Source organism: Amycolatopsis sp. PSD-21 (assembly GCF_055561455.1).
The window spans coordinates 6,743,131-6,763,072 of the sequence record NZ_CM145712.1 but is presented as its reverse complement, the minus strand read 5'-3'; the positions used below and the strand labels follow the sequence as shown (position 1 = coordinate 6,763,072).

The following is a 19,942-nucleotide window of genomic DNA, read 5'->3' as shown; positions in this document are numbered from 1 at the left end:
AGTCCGCGATCGACGTCGGCAGCGCTGCCTGGTCGTCCACGTCGCGGGTGTGGAAAGGGCGCCCTGCCACCGCGATAGCGGGGCCTTCGGCAGGGCGGGTTCACTCGTCGCGTCCCGATCGAGGTACATCTTCAGCTTCGCCACCAAGACCTCACAACGTGGGGACCAGCCCGACCAGCACTCCGCTGATCAGGATCGCGTAGCAGGCGAGGCTGACTCCGGTGGTGGCGAAGATGGTCGCCGCCGGAGGCTGCCGGACGAGTTGGTAGGCCACCAGACCGGGCACCACGAAACCCAGGGTCTGGTGGACGAACAGCAGCGGGAAGTCGGCTTGGAGGACGAGCAGCAAGGTCGTCTGCAGCACGACCCCGAGCAGCACCACCGCGGCGAACAAGCGCTTGCCGTAGAGGATCACCACGCGTTGCAGCACCTTCGTGCCCGCGTACGTCAGCGCGGTCATCAGCACGATGATCGCCGCTCGCCGGAAGTCCTCGACGATGGTCAAGGCGATCCATCCTGGCGTGATCATGCCGCCGGGGGACAGGTTGGTCGTGAGGTAGCAGACCAGTGACAGCAGCAGTCCGATGGCGAGCCCGATGGTGGCGACCTCGGCGGAGAGGGAGGTGGTGAGCATCAGGAGGCGACCGTTTCCAGTTTGGCGAGTTCGTCGATGAGCAGTTCGCCCTGTCCGTGGATGTTGCCGATGGCGACGAGCGACGCCTGCCGGTCGATGCCGCCGATGATCCCGCGCAGCAGTTCTTCGGGCCGCCGTGAGCCGCCGAGGTCGACGACCCGGTCGTGCCATTCGTTCGGGATCGCGGTCCGGGCGCTGCGGGTCGGATCGCCGATCAGCACCACGCGCTCTGGGGCGATACGGGGGATCAGCGCGCCCATCTGGCCGTTGCGCTCGACCCGGTCGGGGCGGCAGTTGATGATCACGTGCAGCGGATCGGCGATCGCGCCCTGGGCACGGAGCTGGTCGATGTTCATCAGCGTCGATTCGGGGTCGTTCGCGGCGAAGACGTTCGCGAACCGCAGTCTGCGCCGCCCCGCGCGGTAGTGGTGGACCTGGAGGACACCGGGGTCCGGCGGTGCGGCCCACATGCCTTCGAGCGCCAGCCCCCGGTTGACCTTGAGCAGGTCGGCCACGGCCAGCGCGATCGCCACGTTCTCCTTGAACGTGATCCAGCTGAACCCGCGCATCTCCTCGTCGGTGACCGATTCGGGGTCGACGGCGATCAGACGGCAGTTCCGCTTGTCCGCCTCCTCCTGCAGGATCGCGAGCCGGTCCTTCTCCGCGGTGAGGCAGATCCCGCCGACCGGCATCGAGCGGCTCAGCGAGCGGGCCACGTCGTCCAGCGTGGGGCCCATCTCGGCGAGATGATCCTCCCGGACGTTGCAAAGGACGCCGATGGTGGAGCGGATCAGCTTGCTCTGGTTGATCTCCTGCAGGTCCGGCATCACCGCCATGCATTCGATCACCAGCGCGTCCGGCCGGTACGCGGCGGCGCGGCGGACGATGCCGATCTGCTCGACGACGTTGGCGATGCCGAACTTGCGGTAAACCGGTTCTTCGCTGCCGTCGGGGTGGATGAAACGGGCCGCGGTGCCGGTGGTCTTCGCGGTCGTCACCAGGCCGCCGCCGCGCAGCGCGCCCGCGCAGAGCCGGGTGATCGACGATTTGCCGCGGATGCCGTTGACCAGTACCCGCGTCGGGATGCTGTGCAGGTTCCGGTAGTGGTTGCGTTGCTCGAAGATCCCGGCGACCAGCATCGCCACCGACGCGGTGAGCAGCACGAAATAGAGAAACGTCACTTCGGGTTCCGGCCTTGTTCGACCAGCCGCCTCGGCGGCTTCGGGGGTTCGTGCCGTCGCACCGGGCGACGAGGTGGGAGCCGTGTTTCCGGACGGCGAACGGCGCCCGGTTCCTTGACGGCTTCCGAGGGCTTCTCCGGCAGATCCTTCACACGCCGGAGCAATTTGGTCTCGTCGGTCGCCGCACCGACCGGGCGCCGGACCTCACCGAGGCGGGCCTTGCCGTCGGTCAGCGCCTGGCGGCAGATCTCGACGCAGGACGCGATGGTGCCGATCTCGTCCTGGCGCTGCGGGTACACCACGGCCCCCAGCCCGACGCCCTTGGCGATCGGTACGGCGGATTCGGCGATCCGGCGCAGCGGCAGCACGACGACCAGCAGGTGCCAGGCGTACGACATCAGCGCGACGACGGCGGTGAGGAGCGCGGCGACGCGGGCGCCCGCCCGCACGGTGTTGTCCGCGACGCCGAGCGAGCCGATCGGCTGTTCGGCGACGACGACCCAGTTCAGTGCGGCGGCGTTGCCGTCGTCGGCGAGGCGCTCGGCCGCCACGAGGGTCGTGGCGGTGGTTTCACGGGCGTCCTCGCCGGACCGCGCGGTCGTGATGTTCTTGACCAGTACGGGATCCGTGAGCTCGGAGAAGGCGAAGTAGCCCTCGGTGTCGGCGATGGTGCGCTTGCCTTCGTCGACCACCCGGACGCGCCCGCCCGCCGACTCGAGCACCGAGGCCATCCGCGGCACGTCGAATTCGCCGACCAGGACGTTGGCCGAGTTCGGCACGCGCGCGAAGGCGTAGACCACGGGCACCCGGCCGCTGGTGTTGTGCTGGCGCAGACCGGCACCGTCGGGGAGCTTGCCCGGATCGCGCAGGGATTCGCGCCCGGCCCGTTGGAGTTCCCCGCCTTCGGCGTCGGCGAGGTAGACGCTGCGGAACCGGCTTTCGCTCGTGGCGAGCCGGTCGAGCATGCCGTGCAGCTGGTCCGGCTTCTTGTCCGCGCTGAGCCGGGCGACGGCCCGCAGGTCGCCGAGCCCCTGGGAGAGGCTGCGGCGCAAGGTGTCGGCCGTATGGGCGACCCGGTCGCCGTACTCGCTGAGCATGCTGGGCGAGACGGCCGCGTGCTGGCGGCCGAGCGTCGCGGCGACGGCGACCGACCAGCCGAGCAGCATCAGCGAGACGAGCGCGATGACGAGCTGGGCGGAGAGGAACGGCTTGAGTTTGCCGCGGGGCCTGCGCCGGCCGAGCTTCGCCCGGTAGCGCTCGACGGCCCGGGTCAGCCGGTTCACTTCGCGGATGCGGGACTGACGGACCGGCCGGTCGAGGACGCCCGCCGCGACGGCGAGCGCGTCGGCGCGAAGGCGCAGGATCGGGTTGACGAGCGCGCGGCGCAGCAGCACGAAGCCGGCGATGGCGATCACCAGCAGCGCGGCCGCCGGGATCAGCCCCGGCCAGCGCGCGGGTACCGGCTCGACCGGGAAACGGCTGAGCGTGAGGGCGGCCAGCCCGAGACTGCCCTCGATACCGTCCGAGGCGACCGGCGCGAAGGCCACGACCGGCGCCACCCGCCGGTCCGGCTTGGCCGGGTCGGCCCCGGGGTCACCGGTGAACACACCCGACTCCCCGGCGGCCGCGGCGGCGCCGGCGCGAGCGAGGAGGTCATGGGCGGTCCGGTCGTCCTTGGGCGCCTCGGTGCCGTGAGAGTGGAGCAGCGTGCCGTCGGCCGTGACCAGCCTGAGCTGTTCCTTGATGTCCTTGTCCAGCTCCGGCGCCGCCCCGCGCAGCACGGTGGAGACGACGAGGAGCCGTCCGGCACGGGCCCCGGAGAGCGGGAGCGCGGTGAGGACGAGCGGAGTGCCGCCGGGACGGGCGATCGGGCGGACCGTGAGCTTCGGGACGGCGATGCCCCGGAGGTTCTCGACGGACACCGGCTCGCCGTGCGTCGCCAGTACCTTCTGCGCGGCGGGATCGAAGACGACGATGCCACGCCAGTCCGGGTAGGTCTCGCCGAGGCGGTCTAGGACGGCGTCGTCGTCGGTGTTGTCGAACACTCCGGAGCCGGTCGCGACCTGCAGGTCACCGGCGGCGGTGGTGGCCGAGGTGGCCAGCGCCTGCGCGAGGGCGGCGGTCGCGCGCCGACGGCTTTCGGTGACCTCGTCCGGGACGACGTCGGCCGCTTTCGCGCCGAGCGCCGAAAACGGCCCGGTCGTGGACAGGTGGAGAGCGGTGAAGGCGGTGATCATCAGGAGCAGGACGAGGCTCGTCGCGGACGCGACCTTCACGCCGCGCGGGAAGCCCGCCTCCGGGATCTGGTCGCGAAGCCGCGCCACCGGATCGAGCCGGTCCTTCTGCCGAGTCACCTGACGCCAGGCCTTTCAGTTTTACGATCGGGGAGATCGCTGCCCGGTGGGGCGGTAGCGGAACCTGCACCCGATCGGGTTACGGGCAGATATCGAAACTGCCGTCGGTGACGGTACAACTCACCTCAAAGGGGTGAAAGCGCGGCATAGGCTACCTATTCGAGTGAGTCGGTAGGCTTCGAGTGGTGATCAGCCGAAACCGGATGTGGCTCAGCGTGATCAGCGTGGGCGTCGCGCTGGCCTTGGTGCTGACAGTCGTGCTGGTCCTCGGCGACGACGAGCCACCGAAGCCCCCTCCCGTTCCGGAGAACGACCTGGGTGCCGCTGTCGCCAACCTCACGTCCGGGCTTTCCGCCGAGCAGGACTACCGCTCGCCGAAAGCCGACGAACGTCGTTTGGCCGCCGCCGGCTTCGGCGCGCTGATGGACCGCGCGGAGCCGGCCGATCTCGAGAAGCTCGGGTTCTCGGTGCGAGACGGGGTGGACCCGGAGACCGGGCGGCGGTACACGATCGCCACGAACGAGCCCGGGACCGAGCGGGCGTGGGGGATGTATCTGATCGACCGCTCGGCTCCGCCCTCACTGGTCATCGAGGTCCCGCATCCCGCGTCCGACCTCCGGACGGAGCTGTTCGGACTCGACTACTTCCGTCAGGTGCCGGGCGCGGTGCTGCTGATCGCGGGCGCGCACCGAAAGGCCGACGACGGTCAAGCCGACGTAGCGCACGAGGTGGATTCGGTGTTCCACGCGGTGGCCGCCACGCTCGCCGGGCGGGGGATGACGCAGGTCCAGCTGCACGGCTTCGACGACCAGAACATGCCGGACGACGACATCGTGCTGTCGTCCGGTGCGTCGGCGGCGGGGGATCCCGTCCGGCGCGCGGCCGACCGGCTCGAAGCGGGCGGATTCGCCGTCTGCCGGGCGTGGACGTCGTCGTGCGGCGCGCTGGAGGGGACGAAGAACGTCCAGGGCAAGGCCGCGGCCGAGGACGGGACAGCCTTCCTGCATGTGGAGATGAGCCGCACCGTCCGCGAGGCCGGCACCACCGGCGTGATCCGTGCCCTCACCGAAGCAGACCTCCGCAGGCCCTGAGCCGTGCGCAACCGCGTCAAACGCTGACCTCGGACACCGACTACCCTGGAAAGCCGCCGGTCCGTACCGGCGAGCCACAACGACCCAGCTGGAGCGTGCACACCCGTGTTCGACACCCTCTCCGATCGGCTCACGTCCGCCCTGCAGACCCTGTCTCGCAAGGGCAGGCTCTCCGACGCCGACATCGACGCCACCGCGCGCGAGATCCGGATCGCGCTGCTCGAGGCGGATGTCGCGCTGTCTGTGGTCAAGGACTTCATCGCCCGGATCAAGGAGCGCGCCAAGGGCGCCGAGGTGCACGGCGCGCTGAACCCGGCGCAGCAGGTCATCAAGATCGTCAACGAGGAACTCGTCACCATCCTCGGCGGCGAGACCAGGCGGCTCACGTTCGCGAAGAACCCGCCGACGGTCATCATGCTCGCGGGTCTGCAGGGTGCCGGTAAGACGACGCTCGCGGGCAAGCTCGCGATGTGGCTGAAGAAGCAGGGCCACGCGCCGATGCTGGTCGCGTGTGACCTCCAGCGCCCCAACGCGGTCACGCAGCTGCAGGTCGTCGGTGAGCGGGCAGGCGTCGCGGTCTTCGCGCCCGAGCCCGGCAACGGCGTCGGCGACCCGGTCGACGTCGCCCGCCGCGCCATCGACGAGGCCAAGCGCGCCCAGCACGACATCGTCCTGGTCGACACCGCCGGCCGTCTCGGTGTCGACGAAGAGCTGATGAAGCAGGCCGCGGACATCCGCGACGCCGTCTCGCCGGACGAGACGCTGTTCGTCGTCGACGCGATGATCGGTCAGGACGCGGTCACCACGGCCGAGGCGTTCCGCGACGGCGTCGGCTTCACCGGTGTCGTGCTCACCAAGCTCGACGGTGACGCCCGCGGTGGTGCCGCGCTGTCGGTCCGCCAGGTCACCGGCCAGCCGATCCTGTTCGCCTCCAACGGTGAGAAGCTCGAGGACTTCGACCTCTTCCACCCGGATCGGATGGCCAGCCGGATCCTCGGCATGGGCGACGTGCTCAGCCTCATCGAGCAGGCCGAGCAGCATTTCGACCAGGAGAAGGCCGAGCAGACCGCCGCCAAGCTCGGCAGCGGCCAGCTCACCCTCGAAGACTTCCTCGAGCAGATGCTCGCGGTCCGCAAGATGGGCCCGATCGGCAACCTGCTCGGCATGCTGCCCGGCGCCGGGCAGATGAAGGACCAGCTCTCGCAGGTCGACGACAAGCAGCTCGACAAGCTGCAGGCGATCATCCGCGGGATGACTCCCGCCGAGCGGGCCGATCCGAAGATCATCAACGCGTCGCGCCGGGTCCGGATCTCGAAGGGTTCCGGTGTCGCCGTCCGCGACGTCAACGACCTGGTCAACCGGTTCTTCGAAGCGCGCAAGATGATGGCGCAGATGGCCGGCCGGTTCGGCTTCGGCGGCGGAGGCGGCGGCAGCAAGAACCGCAAGGGCAAGAAGGGGAAGAAGGGCAAGGGGCGCGGCCCGACGCAGCCCAAGGTCCGCGGCGGGTTCCCCGGCGGCATGCCGATGCTGCCTCCGGGCGGGATGCCGGGCGCCGGCGGCGGGATGCCCGACCTCTCCCAGCTCGGCGGCATGAACGACGTACCCGGGTTCGACCCGAAGAAGTTCAAGCTGCCGAAGGACAAGTAGCCCGTGGAGGCGCTGCACCTGGCCGGCGTCGTCCTGCCGGACGGCGAGCACCGCGAGCTGTGGGTCACCGGCGGCCGGATCACCACCGAACCGGTCGCCGGAGCGGAAACCGTCGTACGGGAAGGCTTTCTGGTCCCCGGGCTGGTCGACGCGCACTGTCACCCCGGCATCGGCGTCGGTGGCGCGACCACGCTCGAAGAGGCAACCGAGCAGGCGATCACCGATCGCGACGCCGGGACGCTGCTGATCCGTGACTGCGGTCTGCCGATCGACGTCCGGCCGCTGCAGGAGCGGGCCGATCTGCCGCGGATCATCCGCGCCGGACGGCATATCGCCCTGCACAAGCGCTACATCCCCGGCCTCGGCATCGAACTCGAAGACCCCGCCGAGCTGCCGAAGGCGGTCGCCGAGCAAGCGCGTGACGGCGACGGCTGGGTCAAACTCGTCGGAGACTGGATCGACCGGGGCGCCGGCGATCTCGCGCCGCTCTGGCCCGACGACGTCCTCGCCGAGGCCATCGCCGTCGCGCATGCCGAGGGCGCCAAGGTGACGGCGCACGTGTTCGGCCAGGCCGCGTTGCCCGGCCTGATCGACGCGGGGATCGACTGCCTCGAACACGGCACGGAGCTTTCGGCGGACCAGCTCGGCGTCCTCGCCGAACGCGGGATCGCGCTCGTGCCGACGCTGATCAACATCGAGAACTTCCCCGGTATCGCGGACAAGGCGGGCAAGTACCCGGTGTACGCCGACCACATGCGGGCGTTGCACGCCGGCGTGGGGGAGATGGTCTCGACGGCGATCGAGGCGGGTGTGCCGGTGTACGCGGGAAGCGACGCGGGCGGCATGGTCGAGCACGGCAGGCTCGTCGACGAGATCGAGGCGCTGCACAAGGCGGGCATGTCCGCGGAGCGGGCGCTGGCCTCGGCTTCGTGGGCCGCCCGCGAATGGCTGGGCGTGCCGGGAATCGTCGACGGCGCTTCGGCCGATCTGCTGGTCTACCCGTCCGACCCGCGTGAGGATCTCGCGGTACTCCGCCATCCGAGCCACATCGTCCTGCGTGGCAAGATCTACGCCTGACCCGACTCCACCGGTGACCGGAGCGGCACTTAGCGTGGAGGCGTGGTGGACGACGGGCAGGCTCGCGAGCGTTTGGTGCTCGGAGCGCACTGGGGCTTCGTAGCGTTCTTCGCGGGCATCGCCGGATACCACCTCGTCACGCTCGTCATGAGCTTCCTGATGTCAGGCCGCTTCGGCGGCTACGACCCGCTCGAACTCCGTGACGTCGGCCCGCTGCTGATCCTCGCGTTCCTGCCCACCCTCGTGCTCGGACTCGGCCCGGCGGTCGGCTCTCGCGTGTGGGGCCAAGGACTTCGCACGGACTTCGGGCTCAAACCCACCTGGCGCGACGTCCGCATCGGGCTCGCCTGCGGGGCCGCCGCGCTCGCCGCCGGCTACCTCCTCAACCTGCTCCTGCTCGCCGTCTACGGGACCGACAGCGACGACCGGACCTTCTCCGACGTCTCGCCCGGTCCGATCACCGAGCTTTCGGGCACCACCGAGGGCGACACGGTCTGGCTGGTGCTTGCCGCGGTCATCGTCGTCCTCGCCGCTCCGGTCACCGAAGAACTGCTCTTCCGCGGCACGCTGTGGAACGCCATGGGCTTCCATCGCCTGCCCTCGTGGGTGATCCTGCTGGTCACCGCGCTCGTGTTCGCCCAGTTGCACGGCGAGGCCGCGCGCACGATCGCGCTGTTCGGCCAGGGCATCGCCATCGGTCTCGCCCGCTATCTCTCCGGCCGGGTGAGCGCGTCCGTGATCGCGCACGCGGCCAACAACCTCCCACCGGCTGTATTGCTCTTCGCGGCGAGGTGATCGCCGGTCCAGGCGGCTAGAGTCTTTGAGTAACCGAACGATCACCGGAGGGATCGGCGTGACCGTATCTCAGCCCAGGGAGCCGATCCCCGAGGCCGCGCCGCCGGATGAGCTGACCGAAGAAGTCATCGCCGGAGGTGAGGTGGCCGCGCCCGACACGCCACCGCCGCATCGCTGGGGGTTCGGGGCCTTCCTCCTTGTGGAAGCCGTCCTGCTGGCATCGGCGGCGTTCATCAGCGTCCTGCTCGGCGACGTCCAGCCCGGTCAGCCCCTGCCGATGCGCATGGTGCTGCTGGGCACCATGGTGCCGACGATGATCGCCGCCGGGGTCGCGCTGCTGATCACCCGCCTGCGCGGCAACGGCCCCTTCACCGACCTGCGGATCGGCTGGAGCTGGGCCGACGTCAAGGTCGGGCTCAAACTCGGCGTGCTCGGGCTCGGGTTGACCTCGCTCGCCGCCTACGTCTGGACGCAGGTCGTCGGCAACGAGAACGCGACCTCGGCGATCAGCGCGCTCGTCGAGGACCGGCGGATGTCGATCTCGGCGGCCGTCGTCATGTTCATCTACCTGTGGCTGGTCGGGCCGATCTGCGAGGAGATCATCTACCGCGGCCTCCTGTGGGGCGCGGTGGAACGGCTGACGTGGCGCACCGAACGCTGGGGGAGGATCGCGGCGTTCCTGGTCTCCACGGCCGTTTTCGCGGCGAGCCACCTCGAACCGCTGCGCACCACGTTGCTGCTGGTGATCGCGATCCCGATCGGGCTGGCCAGGGTGTTCACCGGGCGGCTGCTCGGCAGCGTGGTCGCCCACCAGGTGAACAATTTCCTCCCGGCCGTGACGATCCTGCTGGCCTCGCTCGGGATAGCCGCGTTCTGACGGCCGATCGGCGTCTGGCAGAATGTACGCTTGCCTGCTTTGGCCGGACCCTCTCACCGCGCCCGAGCTCACCCTTCGGGTGTGCGCAGCCGTGTCCCCACTCGGCTGGCGTGCGCCTTCCACATGCATCAGAGAGAACTGAGGAGTACCCACACCCGTGGCCGTCAAGATCAAGCTGCAGCGTCTCGGCAAGATCCGTGCGCCGTACTACCGCATCATCGTCGCCGACGCGCGCACCCGCCGTGATGGCAAGGCCATCGAGACGATCGGCAAGTACCACCCCAAGGAAGAGCCGAGCTTCATCGAGGTCGACACCGAGCGGGCCCAGCACTGGCTGTCCGTCGGCGCCCAGCCGACCGAGCCGGTCCAGCGCATCCTCGAGATCACCGGTGACTGGCAGAAGTTCAAGGGCCTCCCCGGCGCCGAGGGCACCCTGAAGGTCGCCGAGCCGAAGCCGTCGAAGCAGGACCTGTTCAACGCCGCGCTCGCCGCCGCCGGTGACTCGGCCTCCGCCGAGGCCACCACGCCGAAGAAGAAGTCCGCTCCGAAGAAGGCCGAAGCCGACAAGGCCGAGGCCGCCGAGGGTGACAAGGCCGAGGCGTGAGCTTCCTCGCTGACTCCCTCGAGCACCTGGTGCGCGGGATCGTCGACAACCCGGACGAGGTCCGGGTCGAGCTGCTGACCACGCGTCGTGGCCGCACGCTCGAGGTGCACGTGCACCCCGACGATCTCGGCAAGGTGATCGGCCGGGGTGGCCGCACGGCGACCGCCCTGCGCACCGTCATGGGCGGCATCGGTGGCCGCGGCGTCCGCGTGGACGTCGTCGACACCGATCGCTGACCAAGGACTGAACGGGATGGACGTCGTAGTCGGCCGGATCGCCAAGGCGCACGGAATCCGCGGGGAACTCGCGGTGGACGTGCGCACGGACTCGCCGGAACAGCGGTTCGCGGTCGGTTCGGCCGTCACGACGAAGCTGCGTGACGGCAGCAGCAGAGACCTCACCATCGCAGCCGCCCGCGAACACAGCGGGCGGCTGCTGGTGCGTTTCGAAGAGGTGCTGACCAGGGACGTCGCGGAGACCCTCCGCGGCGCGCTCCTCATCGCCGACACGTCGACGCTGCCGCCGACCGAAGACCCCGACGAGTTCTACGACCACGAACTCGAAGGCCTGCGGGCCGAACTCGCCGACGGCACGGTCGTCGGCAAGGTGCTCGAAATCGTGCACTCGCCCGCCGGCGAGCTGCTGTCGATCGAACACGACGGACGCGAGGTGCTGGTGCCGTTCGTGAAGGCGATCGTCCCGGCGGTCGACGTCCCGGGCGGCCGCGTGGTCCTCGACCCGCCGGAAGGCCTGCTGGACGCCTGATGCGCCTCGACGTCGTCACGATCTTCCCCGAATACCTCGACCCGCTCCGCGCCGCGCTGCTCGGGCGCGCGATCGACCGCGGCCTCATCGAGGTCGGCGTGCACGACCTGCGGGACTGGACGCACGACGTCCACCGCGCCGTCGACGACGCGCCGTACGGCGGCGGGCCCGGCATGGTGATGAAACCGCAGATCTGGGGCCCCGCCCTGGACGACGTCTGCGGCGAGAACACCCGCCTCGTGGTCCCGACCCCCGCCGGGCGGCCGTTCACCCAGGCCATGGCCCACCAGTACGCCGCCGAGGAGCACCTGGTGTTCGCGTGCGGCCGCTACGAGGGCATCGACCAGCGGGTGATCGACGACGCCGCGCGGCGGATGCCCGTCGACGAGGTCTCCATCGGCGACTACGTGCTGGTCGGCGGCGAGGCCGCGGTGCTGGTGATGGTCGAGGCCGTCGTCCGGCTGCTGCCCGGAGTCCTCGGCAACGCGCGCTCCGCCGAAGAGGACTCGTTCTCCGACGGGCTACTCGAAGGCCCCAGCTACACCCGGCCGGAAGTCTGGCGCGACCTGGCCGTCCCGGACGTCCTGCGCTCGGGAAACCACGCGCTGATCGACCGCTGGCGCCGTGACCAGGCGCTGGAACGCACCGTGCGGCGCAGGCCCGAACTGATCGGGCAACTGCCGGAAGGTAGTCTCGACAAGCACGATCTCCGTGTCCTCGAGCGGTTGCACGAGGACACGGGCCAGGCCGGGTCGAACGCCTGAGACCTGGTCTGCAATACTTGACAGGTTGGCGTGAGTGGACGCGCGGCTTCGCAGCCGGCGCCGTACACCGGAACGCCATCAGCCCCCGGGTAGGTCGCAGTGCCCGACACTGCGCGCCCAAGCTGCACGTAAGCCATACGAAGACGAGGACGGACCACCGATGAACACCCTGGACGCGCTGGACGCGCAGTCACTGCGTTCCGACATCCCGGACTTCCGACCGGGCGACACGCTCAAGGTTCACGTCCGCGTCATCGAGGGCAACCGCGAGCGCAACCAGATCTTCCAGGGCGTCGTGCTGCGTCGCCAGGGCGGCGGCATCCGCGAGACCTTCACGGTCCGCAAGGTGTCGTTCGGCATCGGCGTGGAGCGCACCTTCCCGGTGCACTCGCCGAACATCGCCGAGGTCGAGGTCTTCAAGCGCGGTGACGTCCGCCGGGCGAAGCTGTACTACCTCCGCGAGCTGCGCGGCAAGGCCGCCAAGATCAAGGAACGCCGCGAAAACCGCGAGACGACCTCCGCCAAGTAGGTAGCCGCACGGTTACCGGTAACCTGGCGTCGTGGTCGAACCCGTGTCCCAGAACACCTCCGAAGACGAGCCCGATCGCCCCGATGAGGAGCGCCCTACCAGGGCCTCCCGGCGGGGCCGGTCCGGCTCCAAGAAATTCGGCAAGGTCAACAAGAAGCGGTCGTTCTGGAAGGAACTGCCGATCCTGATCGTCGTGGCACTCGTGCTGACGATCTTGATCCAGCAGTTCCTCGCCAAGGTCTACATGATCCCCTCGGGGTCGATGGAGACCACGTTGCACGGCTGCGCGGGATGCACGGGCGACCGGATCCTGGTCGACCGGATCACGTACGACTTCACCGATCCCGGCCCGGGCGACGTGGTGGTCTTCAAGGGACCGCCCGCCTGGGTCGGCGAGATCGACACGCCGGAGTCCAGCAACATCTTCGTCACCGGATTCCGCACGCTGGGTTCCCTGATCGGGTTCGCACCGCCGGACGAGCGTGACTTCGTCAAGCGGATCATCGCGACCTCCGGGCAGACGGTGCAGTGCTGTGATCCGCAGAACCGCGTGATCGTGGACGGCAAGGCGCTCGACGAGCCGTACATCCACTGGGAACCGGGTTCGCAGGTGGACGAGAGCGGCAAGCCCGTCCAGGACACGTTCGCACCGGTCAAGGTGCCTGCCGGTTACGTCTGGGTGATGGGCGACAACCGCAACAATTCGAGTGACTCACGGCGCCAGGGCGGCGGCGGGGTCAACGGCGCGATCCCGGTCGAGAACATCATCGGCAAGGCACGGGTCATCGTGCTCCCGCCCGGCCGCTGGGGTGGCGTTTCGGACCACAACCCGCAGGCGAACGCCCAGCCGGTGGCGCTCGGTGCGCCTGCCTGGCAGCAGGGGCTTCCCCTCGGCGTCGGTGTCGCCGCGGCGTGGCCCGTGCTCTTCCTCGGCAGGCGGATGTCGGCTGGAGTGCGCAAGGCGGTCGACCGGAGGCGGTAAGGCCTTGAGAGTTCCTGTACCGCTCACACCGGCCGAGCCGCTTCGGCCGCCGCGGGCAGTGGTGCGTGGCGACCTCTTCTGGGGGTTGCAGGGTGCGCTGGACCGGCGAGGCCTCGGGCCCGTCGCCGGAGTCGACGAGGCAGGGCGCGGTGCTTGCGCCGGCCCGCTCGTCGTGGCCGCCTGCGTCCTGCGTCCGGGTGACGCCGCACGCCTGCCCGAGCTCACCGATTCGAAGGTGCTCACGGCCAAGGCTCGCGACCGGGTGTACGACCGGGTCGTCCAGCGTGCCGTCGACTACTCGGTCATCGTCATCCCCGCGGCCGAGATCGACCTGTTCGGCATCCACGTCATGAACCTCGAAGGCATGCGGCGCGCCGTCTCGGCGCTGCGGACGACGCCCGGCTACGTCCTGACCGACGGATTCCGCGTGTCCGGGCTGCCCGCCCCGAGCATCCCGGTGCTCAAGGGGGACAAGGCCGTCGCGTGCGTGGCGGCGGCGTCCGTGCTGGCGAAGGTCACCCGGGACCGGATCATGGGCGACCTGCACGACGTCCACCCGCACTACGGTTTCGACGTGCACAAGGGCTACAGCACCACCGACCACAGCGCGGCACTGAACACCCACGGTCCGAGCCCGGTCCATCGCTGGTCGTACACGAACGTGGCCACCGCGGCGGCCGCGCACCGCGTCCCACCACCTCATCCGGTGGTCCTGACCGTCGCGGCACTGGAAAACCCGAGCGTGCCGATACGTGCCCTCGGCCCGTACGTGGGTAACAATGAACGCTCCGCCGCTGGAACAGCAGCAAAATCGCGAGGAGGGGCGCGGATTTCATGAGCGCAGAGGATCTCGAGAAGTACGAGACCGAGATGGAGCTCTCGCTTTACCGCGAGTATCGCGACATAGTCGGCCAGTTCTCGTACGTGGTGGAGACCGAGCGGCGGTTCTATCTGGCCAATGCCGTCGACGTGCAGGTGCGCGACGGCGGCGGTGAGGTGTACTTCGAGGTCCGCATGTCCGACGCGTGGGTCTGGGACATGTACCGGCCCGCGCGGTTCGTCAAGCACGTCCGGGTCATCACGTTCAAGGACGTCAACGTCGAAGAACTCGACAAACCGGATCTCCGGCTGCCGGAAGACGGGCCGTTCTCCGGCTGATCTTCGGAAGTACGTGAAGGCACCCTTCAGTGCATGAAGGGGGCCTTCACGTATCTCCGGGCCGCATAGCACAGCCCACCGACGATTCCGGCCGGTGAGCTCCCGCGACGGCCCAACCATCCACAACACCCCAGTTGTCCACAGGCGGCGGAATCAGCCCTGTCCACCGCCCCTTCACCCTGGCAGCGTCGATCCCACACGCACCGTGACGATCGCTGAGGGGGATCGAGATGACGAGCACGGCCGAACAGCCGTCCGCCGGGACACCACATATCGAACTGGGCCGATGGGGCGAGGAGCTCGCGGTCCGGCATCTGGAAAAGACGGGCTATGTCGTCCTGAGCCGTAATTGGCGTTGCCGCGACGGCGAACTGGATCTGATCGCGACCGACACCAAACGCCTCGTCTTCTGCGAGGTGAAGACGAGGACCGGGGTGGGTTTCGGCACGCCCGCCGAGGCGGTGACCCCGGACAAGGCGGACCGCATCCGCCGCCTCGCGTACCAGTGGCAGCGGCAGTTCATGCTCCGCTGGTGCCCCGTCCGCTACGACATCATCGCGATCGTCGCCAGGCCCGACGCCAAGCCCAAGGTGCGGCATATCAAGGCGGCGTTCTGAATGGCGCTGGCGAGGGCCTGGTCCGTCGCGTTGCTCGGCGTCGAAGGCAGGATGATCGAGATCGAGGCCGACATCGGCGGCGGCTCGCCGAAGGTGACGATGGTCGGACTGCCCGACACCGGGCTGAAAGAGGCGAAGGACAGGGTCCGCTCCGCCGTCCGCAATTCGGGGCGGACCTGGCCGGACGAGCGGGTGATCCTCGGCCTGTCGCCGGCGAACCTGCCGAAGGTGGGATCCGGTTACGACCTGGGGATCGCGGCGGCGATCATGGCCGCGACCGGATCTGTTCCCGCCACGAAGCTGCTGAACACCGTGCTGCTCGGCGAACTGGCCCTGGACGGCCGCGTGCGGGCGGTCCGCGGGGTCCTGCCAGGGCTCCTGGCGGCGCGCAACGCCGGATATCGGAGGGCGGTGGTCCCCGCCGAGTCACTGTTCGAAGCCGCTCTCGTGGACGGCTTGGAGGTCGGCGGGGTAGCCCGGCTGAGCGAATTCGTGGACTGGCTCAAGGGCGAAGGAGAACTCACCCGTCCCGAGCCTTCCACCGTCCAAGAGCCACCACAGGTGCCCGACCTCGCGGACGTCGTCGGACAGCCGGAAGCGCGATGGGCGCTGGAGGTGGCCGCGGCGGGCGGGCATCACCTGCTCATGACCGGACCGCCCGGGGTGGGCAAGACGATGCTCGCCAAACGCCTACCCGGCCTCCTCCCGCGGCTGACCGCCGAAGAGTCGTTGCAGGTCACAGCGATCCATTCGATCGACGGTTCGCTTTCGCGGTCCGCGCCGCTCGTCACCGTGCCGCCGTTCGTCGCGCCGCATCACTCGATCAGCGTGCCCGCCCTGATCGGCGGAGGAAGCGGCCTCGCCGTGCCCGGCGCGATCAGCCGGGCGCACCGGGGGATCCTGTTCCTCGACGAGGTGTGCGAATTCGGCCCGGAACGGCTGGAGTCGCTGCGCACGGTGCTCGAAGAGGGCGAAGTGCGGATCGCCAGGGTCAAGGGCGCCGTGCGATATCCGGCGCGGTTCCAACTGGTGCTGGCGACCAATCCCTGTCCCTGCGCTCCGGCGAAGGACGCCGACTGCACGTGCTCCGCGACCGTGCGGAGGCGCTACTTGAGCCGACTCTCCGGGCCATTACTCGATCGGGTGGATCTGCGGGTTCGGCTGCGTCCGCTTTCCGCGCTCAGCGCGCACCTGAGCGAGCCGCCCGAAGCGTCGGCGGCCGTCCGGGAGCGAGTGCTGGAGGCACGCGAGCGTGCCGGAAAACGCTGGGCTGAGCAAGGCTGGCTCACGAACGCCGAGGTGCCCGGCCCGGCACTGCGCCGTGAGTTCGCGCTGCCGTCGCAGGTCACGGCGTTGCTGGACCGCGCGTTGGAGCGAGGCGCGATCACCGCGCGCGGCGCCGACCGGTGCCTTCGCATCGCCTGGACGCTCGCCGATTTGCAGGGCGCCGACAAGCCGGAGGCGGACGAGGTCGCGGCCGCCCTGAACTTCCGAGAGCGGTCATCCGGATGAGTGAACTCGACGCCGAGCGCATCGCCCGGTCGTATCTCCTGCGTGTGGCCGAGCCACCGGCACCCGCCTTGGCCGATTTCGTCGGTGACATCGGCCCCGTCGCCGCCGCGGAACGAGTGCGGAGCGCCGAGTGCCCGCCGAAGGTGCGCGACGAGACCGCCGCGCGGCGAGCACACGACTATGCCGAGCGAGATCTGGAGCGGGCCGAGGCAGGCGAGGCACGCCTCGTCATCCCGGAAGACGACGAATGGCCGGCCTGGCCGTTGCTTTCGCTGGCCGTGGCGCAGAGCAGGGGTGTCTCTGGCGCGGCACCTCCGCTGGCGCTGTGGGTACGCGGCCCCGCGAGGCTCGACGAGGCCGTGGACCAGGCGATAGCGATCGTCGGTGCCCGCGCGGCGACCGGGTACGGCGAGCACAACGCGGCCGAGGTGGGCTACCACCTGGCGAGCCGGGGGATCCCGGTGTTCTCGGGGGCGGCGTACGGCATCGACGGCGCGGCCCACCGGGGCGCGCTGAGCGCGGGCGGCACGACGGTCGCCCTGCTCGGCTGCGGCGTCGACGTCGGCTATCCGGCCCAGCACGCGACCTTGTTGCGCTCCATCGGGAAGACCGGCGCGGTGGTCAGCGAGTATCCGCCGGGCACCACACCCGCGAGGCATCGCTTCCTCGTCCGGAACAGGCTCATCGCGGCGCTCACGGAAGGGACCGTCGTGGTCGAGGCGGGCAGGCGCAGCGGCGCGCGGAACACCGCGGCGACGGCCGGAGCGCTCGGCAAGGTCGTGATGGCCATGCCGGGGCCGGTGTCCTCGGGGATGTCCGCCGGCTGTCACGCGCTGATCCGCGAAGGCGAGGCCACGCTGGTGACCTCGGTCGACGAGATCCTGGAGACGGCGGGACGGTTCGGGGCACCGGGAGCGGATCCGTCGAAACCACGCCGCCGCACCGATCAGCTCGGTCCGGAAGCGCTGCGAGTGCACGACGCGCTGTCCGATCGGTCGGCGAGGCCCGTGGAACGGATCGCCGCCGAGTCGGGCATCCCGGTCGAACGTGTCCGTTCGTTGCTTCCGGCTCTCGAACTCGACGGCTTCGCGGAAAGAGGTGACACAGGGTGGCGAAGACGCGCCGCCAAGACCTGACTGGCCTACACCTGAGACGCCATCCCGGCACGATCCGACCACGGACACCGCAACAGGGTGCGGCGATACTTGACCATCCGCCGTACATCGCGCAGCGTGATCGGCATGCCGTCGACCGAAGGTCCCCACGGCACGGGGAAACGCGCCCGCAGACCCGATCTGCGCGCCGCCCGTGCCGCGCTGCCGGAGCCTGTCCGGAAGCTGATCGACGACTACGAGCGGCACCTTTCCCTCGAACGCGGGCTGTCCGCGCATACGGTGCGTGCCTACCTCGGCGACGTGGTGTCGCTGATGGGTTTCGTGGACGCGAACGGTGGCCGGTTCTCCGACCTCGACATCGGGACGCTGCGTGGCTGGCTCGCCCGGCAACGCGAGGAAGGGGCCAGCCGGACGACGCTGGCGAGGCGGGCCGCGGCGGCTCGCACCTTCACCGCGTGGGCCCATCGAGGCGGGGCGCTCGCGTCGGATCCGGGCGGGCGGCTGGTAGCTCCGCGCGCGCACCGCAAGCTTCCCGGGGTCCTCCGCGCGGAACAGGCCAGCGACGTCATGCGCTTCTCAGCCGCCGGTGCCGAACAGCGCGACCCGGTGGCATTGCGGGACAGTGCCATCGTGGAACTGCTCTACGCGAGCGGCGTGCGGGTCTCGGAACTGTGCGGGCTGGATGTGGGCGACGTCGATTTCTCCCGCCGGGTCGTGCTCGTGCTGGGCAAGGGCGGCAAGGAACGCGTCGTGCCGTTCGGCGTGCCCGCCGAAGCGGCATTGCGGGCTTGGCTGGACGAGGGCAGGGGAAAGCTCGCCGTCGAAACCAAGGGATCGGGGGAAGCGGCGCTCTTCCTCGGGGCACGGGGAGGCAGGCTCGATCCGCGGGCGGCCCGCCGCGTCGTCCACGACGCCGTCGGTTCGGTGCCGGGCGCGAACGACATGGGCCCGCACGGCCTGAGGCATTCCGCGGCCACTCATCTGCTCGAAGGCGGCGCTGATCTTCGGAGCGTTCAGGAACTGCTTGGTCACGCTACGCTGGCCACAACGCAGCTCTACACTCATGTGACCGTCGATCGGCTGAAGGCGATCCACGACCGCGCGCACCCCCGGGCCCGATGATGCCGGGGAGGACTCGGCAGGTGACCCGGCGGCCCGGACCGGCGGCGCACGCGCATCCGCACGAGCACGGAGAACACGCTGAGTCGCATGCTGAGAACGGCGGCCCGATGACCGCCGACCCACATGTCACCGAAGCCGCCGGGAAACACCGCCCCGGCGGGGACGGTCCTGCCGTCGCGCCCGAAGCGCGGACCGGCTACGAAGTGGACGCCGGGATCCAGGCGCTGTGGCGGGAGTTCACCGAGTCCCCGGACCAGATCGTGCGCGACCGGCTCGTGCTGCACTACGCCCCGCTCGTCAAGTACGTGGCCGGCCGGGTCGGCACCGGCCTGCCGACCCACGTCGACGTCGGGGACCTGATCCAGTCCGGGATCTTCGGCCTGGTCGACGCGATCGAGAAGTTCGAACCCGCCAGGGGCCTGCGGTTCGAGACCTACGCCATGCAGCGCATCCGGGGCGCGATCCTCGACGACCTGCGCTCACAGGACTGGGTCCCCAGAGCGGTGCGCAGCAAGGCCCGCGAAGCCGAGCGTGCCCTGGAACGCCTCGGAGCCCGGCTCAACCGCACCCCGACAGACGCCGAACTCGCGGCCGAGCTGGAAATCAGCGTCGACGACCTGCGCGAGTTCTACGGCCAGATGCAGCTGACCAGCGTCATCGCCCTGGAAGACCTGGTCGCCGCGGGCAAGGACAGCGGCTCACTGGTCGACACCCTGCCCGACGACGGCGCCGTCGACCCGGTGGCCGTCCTGGTCGACCAGGACAACCGCCGCCAGCTCGCGCAGGCGATCGCCCAGCTCACCGAACGCGACCGGATCGTGGTCGGTCTCTACTACTTCGAAAGCCTGACACTCGCCGAGATCGGCAAGGTCCTCGGCGTCACCGAATCGCGGGTCAGCCAGCTGCACACCCGCGCCGTCATGCGGTTGCGCGCCAAACTGGTCGAGCAGGCCTAGCCGCCGTCCAGTTCCGCGGCCGGTCAGCCGATTCGCCGCCTGATCCCAAGGTTCCGCAGCTGCTTCAGGTGAGCTGCGAAGCCCGCCTCGCTACCGCGCCGTGGTTCTGGGACCCGCTCGCAGGCTTGTTTCGCACGCTCCGCCGACGGACGACACCTGTGC

Annotated in this window: 21 protein-coding genes; 18 read left to right on the top strand and 3 right to left on the bottom strand. The window is 69.8% G+C overall.

Translation table 11 applies throughout. The features are described 5' to 3' along the window. Positions 1-151: 151 nt before the first annotated feature. Genes ACZ1DY_RS31660 through ACZ1DY_RS31650 form a run of 3 tightly spaced genes read right to left on the bottom strand, consistent with a single transcriptional unit; the run spans position 152 to position 4,169 of the window. Positions 152-634 (bottom strand): poly-gamma-glutamate biosynthesis protein PgsC/CapC, encoded by a 483-nt coding sequence (locus tag ACZ1DY_RS31660; RefSeq protein WP_257485190.1) that lies wholly within the window; start codon positions 632-634, stop codon positions 152-154. Next, positions 634-1,815 carry a poly-gamma-glutamate synthase PgsB gene (gene pgsB, locus ACZ1DY_RS31655; RefSeq protein ID WP_465481822.1) on the bottom strand — a complete coding sequence of 394 codons (1,182 nt, stop codon included), beginning with the start codon at positions 1,813-1,815 and terminating at the stop codon, positions 634-636. The genes ACZ1DY_RS31660 and pgsB overlap by 1 nt, the downstream gene beginning before the upstream one ends. Beyond that, positions 1,812-4,169: a hypothetical protein gene (locus tag ACZ1DY_RS31650; protein ID WP_465481821.1), complete on the bottom strand. Its 2,358-nt coding sequence runs from the start codon at positions 4,167-4,169 to the stop codon at positions 1,812-1,814. Before ACZ1DY_RS31650 ends, pgsB begins: the two co-directional genes overlap by 4 nt. Before the next feature lie 185 nt (positions 4,170-4,354). Here ACZ1DY_RS31650 and ACZ1DY_RS31645 point away from each other — a divergent pair, with 185 nt between their 5' ends. The 18 genes from ACZ1DY_RS31645 (at position 4,355) to ACZ1DY_RS31560 (ending at position 19,780) form a co-directional block, all read left to right on the top strand. After that, on the top strand, positions 4,355-5,260 hold the full coding sequence (locus ACZ1DY_RS31645; protein WP_257485193.1) for a hypothetical protein: 906 nt from the start codon (positions 4,355-4,357) through the stop codon (positions 5,258-5,260). Positions 5,261-5,365: 105 nt separating this feature from the next. Further along, on the top strand, positions 5,366-6,907 hold the full coding sequence (gene ffh, locus ACZ1DY_RS31640; protein WP_257485194.1) for a signal recognition particle protein: 1,542 nt from the start codon (positions 5,366-5,368) through the stop codon (positions 6,905-6,907). 3 nt (positions 6,908-6,910) lie between these two features. Beyond that, the gene (locus tag ACZ1DY_RS31635; protein ID WP_465481820.1) at positions 6,911-7,984 is read left to right on the top strand and encodes an amidohydrolase family protein; all 1,074 of its coding nucleotides are present in this window, start codon (positions 6,911-6,913) and stop codon (positions 7,982-7,984) included. A gap of 45 nt (positions 7,985-8,029) precedes the next feature. Beyond that, on the top strand, positions 8,030-8,779 hold the full coding sequence (locus ACZ1DY_RS31630; RefSeq protein WP_465485735.1) for a lysostaphin resistance A-like protein: 750 nt from the start codon (positions 8,030-8,032) through the stop codon (positions 8,777-8,779). Positions 8,780-8,837: 58 nt separating this feature from the next. Continuing rightward, a complete protein-coding gene (locus ACZ1DY_RS31625) occupies positions 8,838-9,656 on the top strand; it encodes a lysostaphin resistance A-like protein (RefSeq protein ID WP_465481819.1) in 819 nt (272 codons plus the stop codon). Between the two features lie 157 nt (positions 9,657-9,813). Beyond that, entirely contained in the window at positions 9,814-10,260 is a 447-nt protein-coding gene (gene rpsP, locus ACZ1DY_RS31620) for a 30S ribosomal protein S16 (RefSeq protein ID WP_005154724.1), read from the top strand. Further along, positions 10,257-10,496 carry an RNA-binding protein gene (locus ACZ1DY_RS31615; RefSeq protein ID WP_003103110.1) on the top strand — a complete coding sequence of 80 codons (240 nt, stop codon included), beginning with the start codon at positions 10,257-10,259 and terminating at the stop codon, positions 10,494-10,496. Before rpsP ends, ACZ1DY_RS31615 begins: the two co-directional genes overlap by 4 nt. A 16-nt stretch (positions 10,497-10,512) precedes the next feature. Then, the gene (rimM, locus tag ACZ1DY_RS31610) at positions 10,513-11,025 is read left to right on the top strand and encodes a ribosome maturation factor RimM (protein ID WP_126733415.1); all 513 of its coding nucleotides are present in this window, start codon (positions 10,513-10,515) and stop codon (positions 11,023-11,025) included. Continuing rightward, positions 11,025-11,789 (top strand): tRNA (guanosine(37)-N1)-methyltransferase TrmD, encoded by a 765-nt coding sequence (trmD, locus tag ACZ1DY_RS31605; protein WP_126733414.1) that lies wholly within the window; start codon positions 11,025-11,027, stop codon positions 11,787-11,789. The genes rimM and trmD overlap by 1 nt, the downstream gene beginning before the upstream one ends. 160 nt (positions 11,790-11,949) lie before the next feature. Further along, positions 11,950-12,318 (top strand): 50S ribosomal protein L19, encoded by a 369-nt coding sequence (rplS, locus tag ACZ1DY_RS31600; protein WP_005154717.1) that lies wholly within the window; start codon positions 11,950-11,952, stop codon positions 12,316-12,318. A gap of 31 nt (positions 12,319-12,349) precedes the next feature. Continuing rightward, positions 12,350-13,300: a signal peptidase I gene (gene lepB, locus ACZ1DY_RS31595; RefSeq protein WP_257485198.1), complete on the top strand. Its 951-nt coding sequence runs from the start codon at positions 12,350-12,352 to the stop codon at positions 13,298-13,300. A gap of 58 nt (positions 13,301-13,358) precedes the next feature. Further along, a complete protein-coding gene (locus ACZ1DY_RS31590) occupies positions 13,359-14,138 on the top strand; it encodes a ribonuclease HII (RefSeq protein ID WP_192742363.1) in 780 nt (259 codons plus the stop codon). After that, positions 14,135-14,458 carry a DUF2469 domain-containing protein gene (locus ACZ1DY_RS31585; RefSeq protein WP_003096226.1) on the top strand — a complete coding sequence of 108 codons (324 nt, stop codon included), beginning with the start codon at positions 14,135-14,137 and terminating at the stop codon, positions 14,456-14,458. The genes ACZ1DY_RS31590 and ACZ1DY_RS31585 overlap by 4 nt, the downstream gene beginning before the upstream one ends. A gap of 230 nt (positions 14,459-14,688) precedes the next feature. Next, complete coding sequence (locus ACZ1DY_RS31580; protein ID WP_126733412.1) at positions 14,689-15,075, top strand: YraN family protein; 387 nt, start codon at positions 14,689-14,691, stop codon at positions 15,073-15,075. Then, entirely contained in the window at positions 15,076-16,587 is a 1,512-nt protein-coding gene (locus ACZ1DY_RS31575) for a YifB family Mg chelatase-like AAA ATPase (RefSeq protein ID WP_465481818.1), read from the top strand. Continuing rightward, positions 16,584-17,723 carry a DNA-processing protein DprA gene (dprA, locus tag ACZ1DY_RS31570; RefSeq protein WP_257485200.1) on the top strand — a complete coding sequence of 380 codons (1,140 nt, stop codon included), beginning with the start codon at positions 16,584-16,586 and terminating at the stop codon, positions 17,721-17,723. Before ACZ1DY_RS31575 ends, dprA begins: the two co-directional genes overlap by 4 nt. Before the next feature lie 105 nt (positions 17,724-17,828). Then, positions 17,829-18,824 (top strand): tyrosine recombinase XerC, encoded by a 996-nt coding sequence (locus tag ACZ1DY_RS31565; RefSeq protein WP_465481817.1) that lies wholly within the window; start codon positions 17,829-17,831, stop codon positions 18,822-18,824. A 107-nt stretch (positions 18,825-18,931) separates the two neighbouring features. After that, complete coding sequence (locus ACZ1DY_RS31560; RefSeq protein ID WP_126733408.1) at positions 18,932-19,780, top strand: FliA/WhiG family RNA polymerase sigma factor; 849 nt, start codon at positions 18,932-18,934, stop codon at positions 19,778-19,780. Positions 19,781-19,942: the final 162 nt, after the last annotated feature.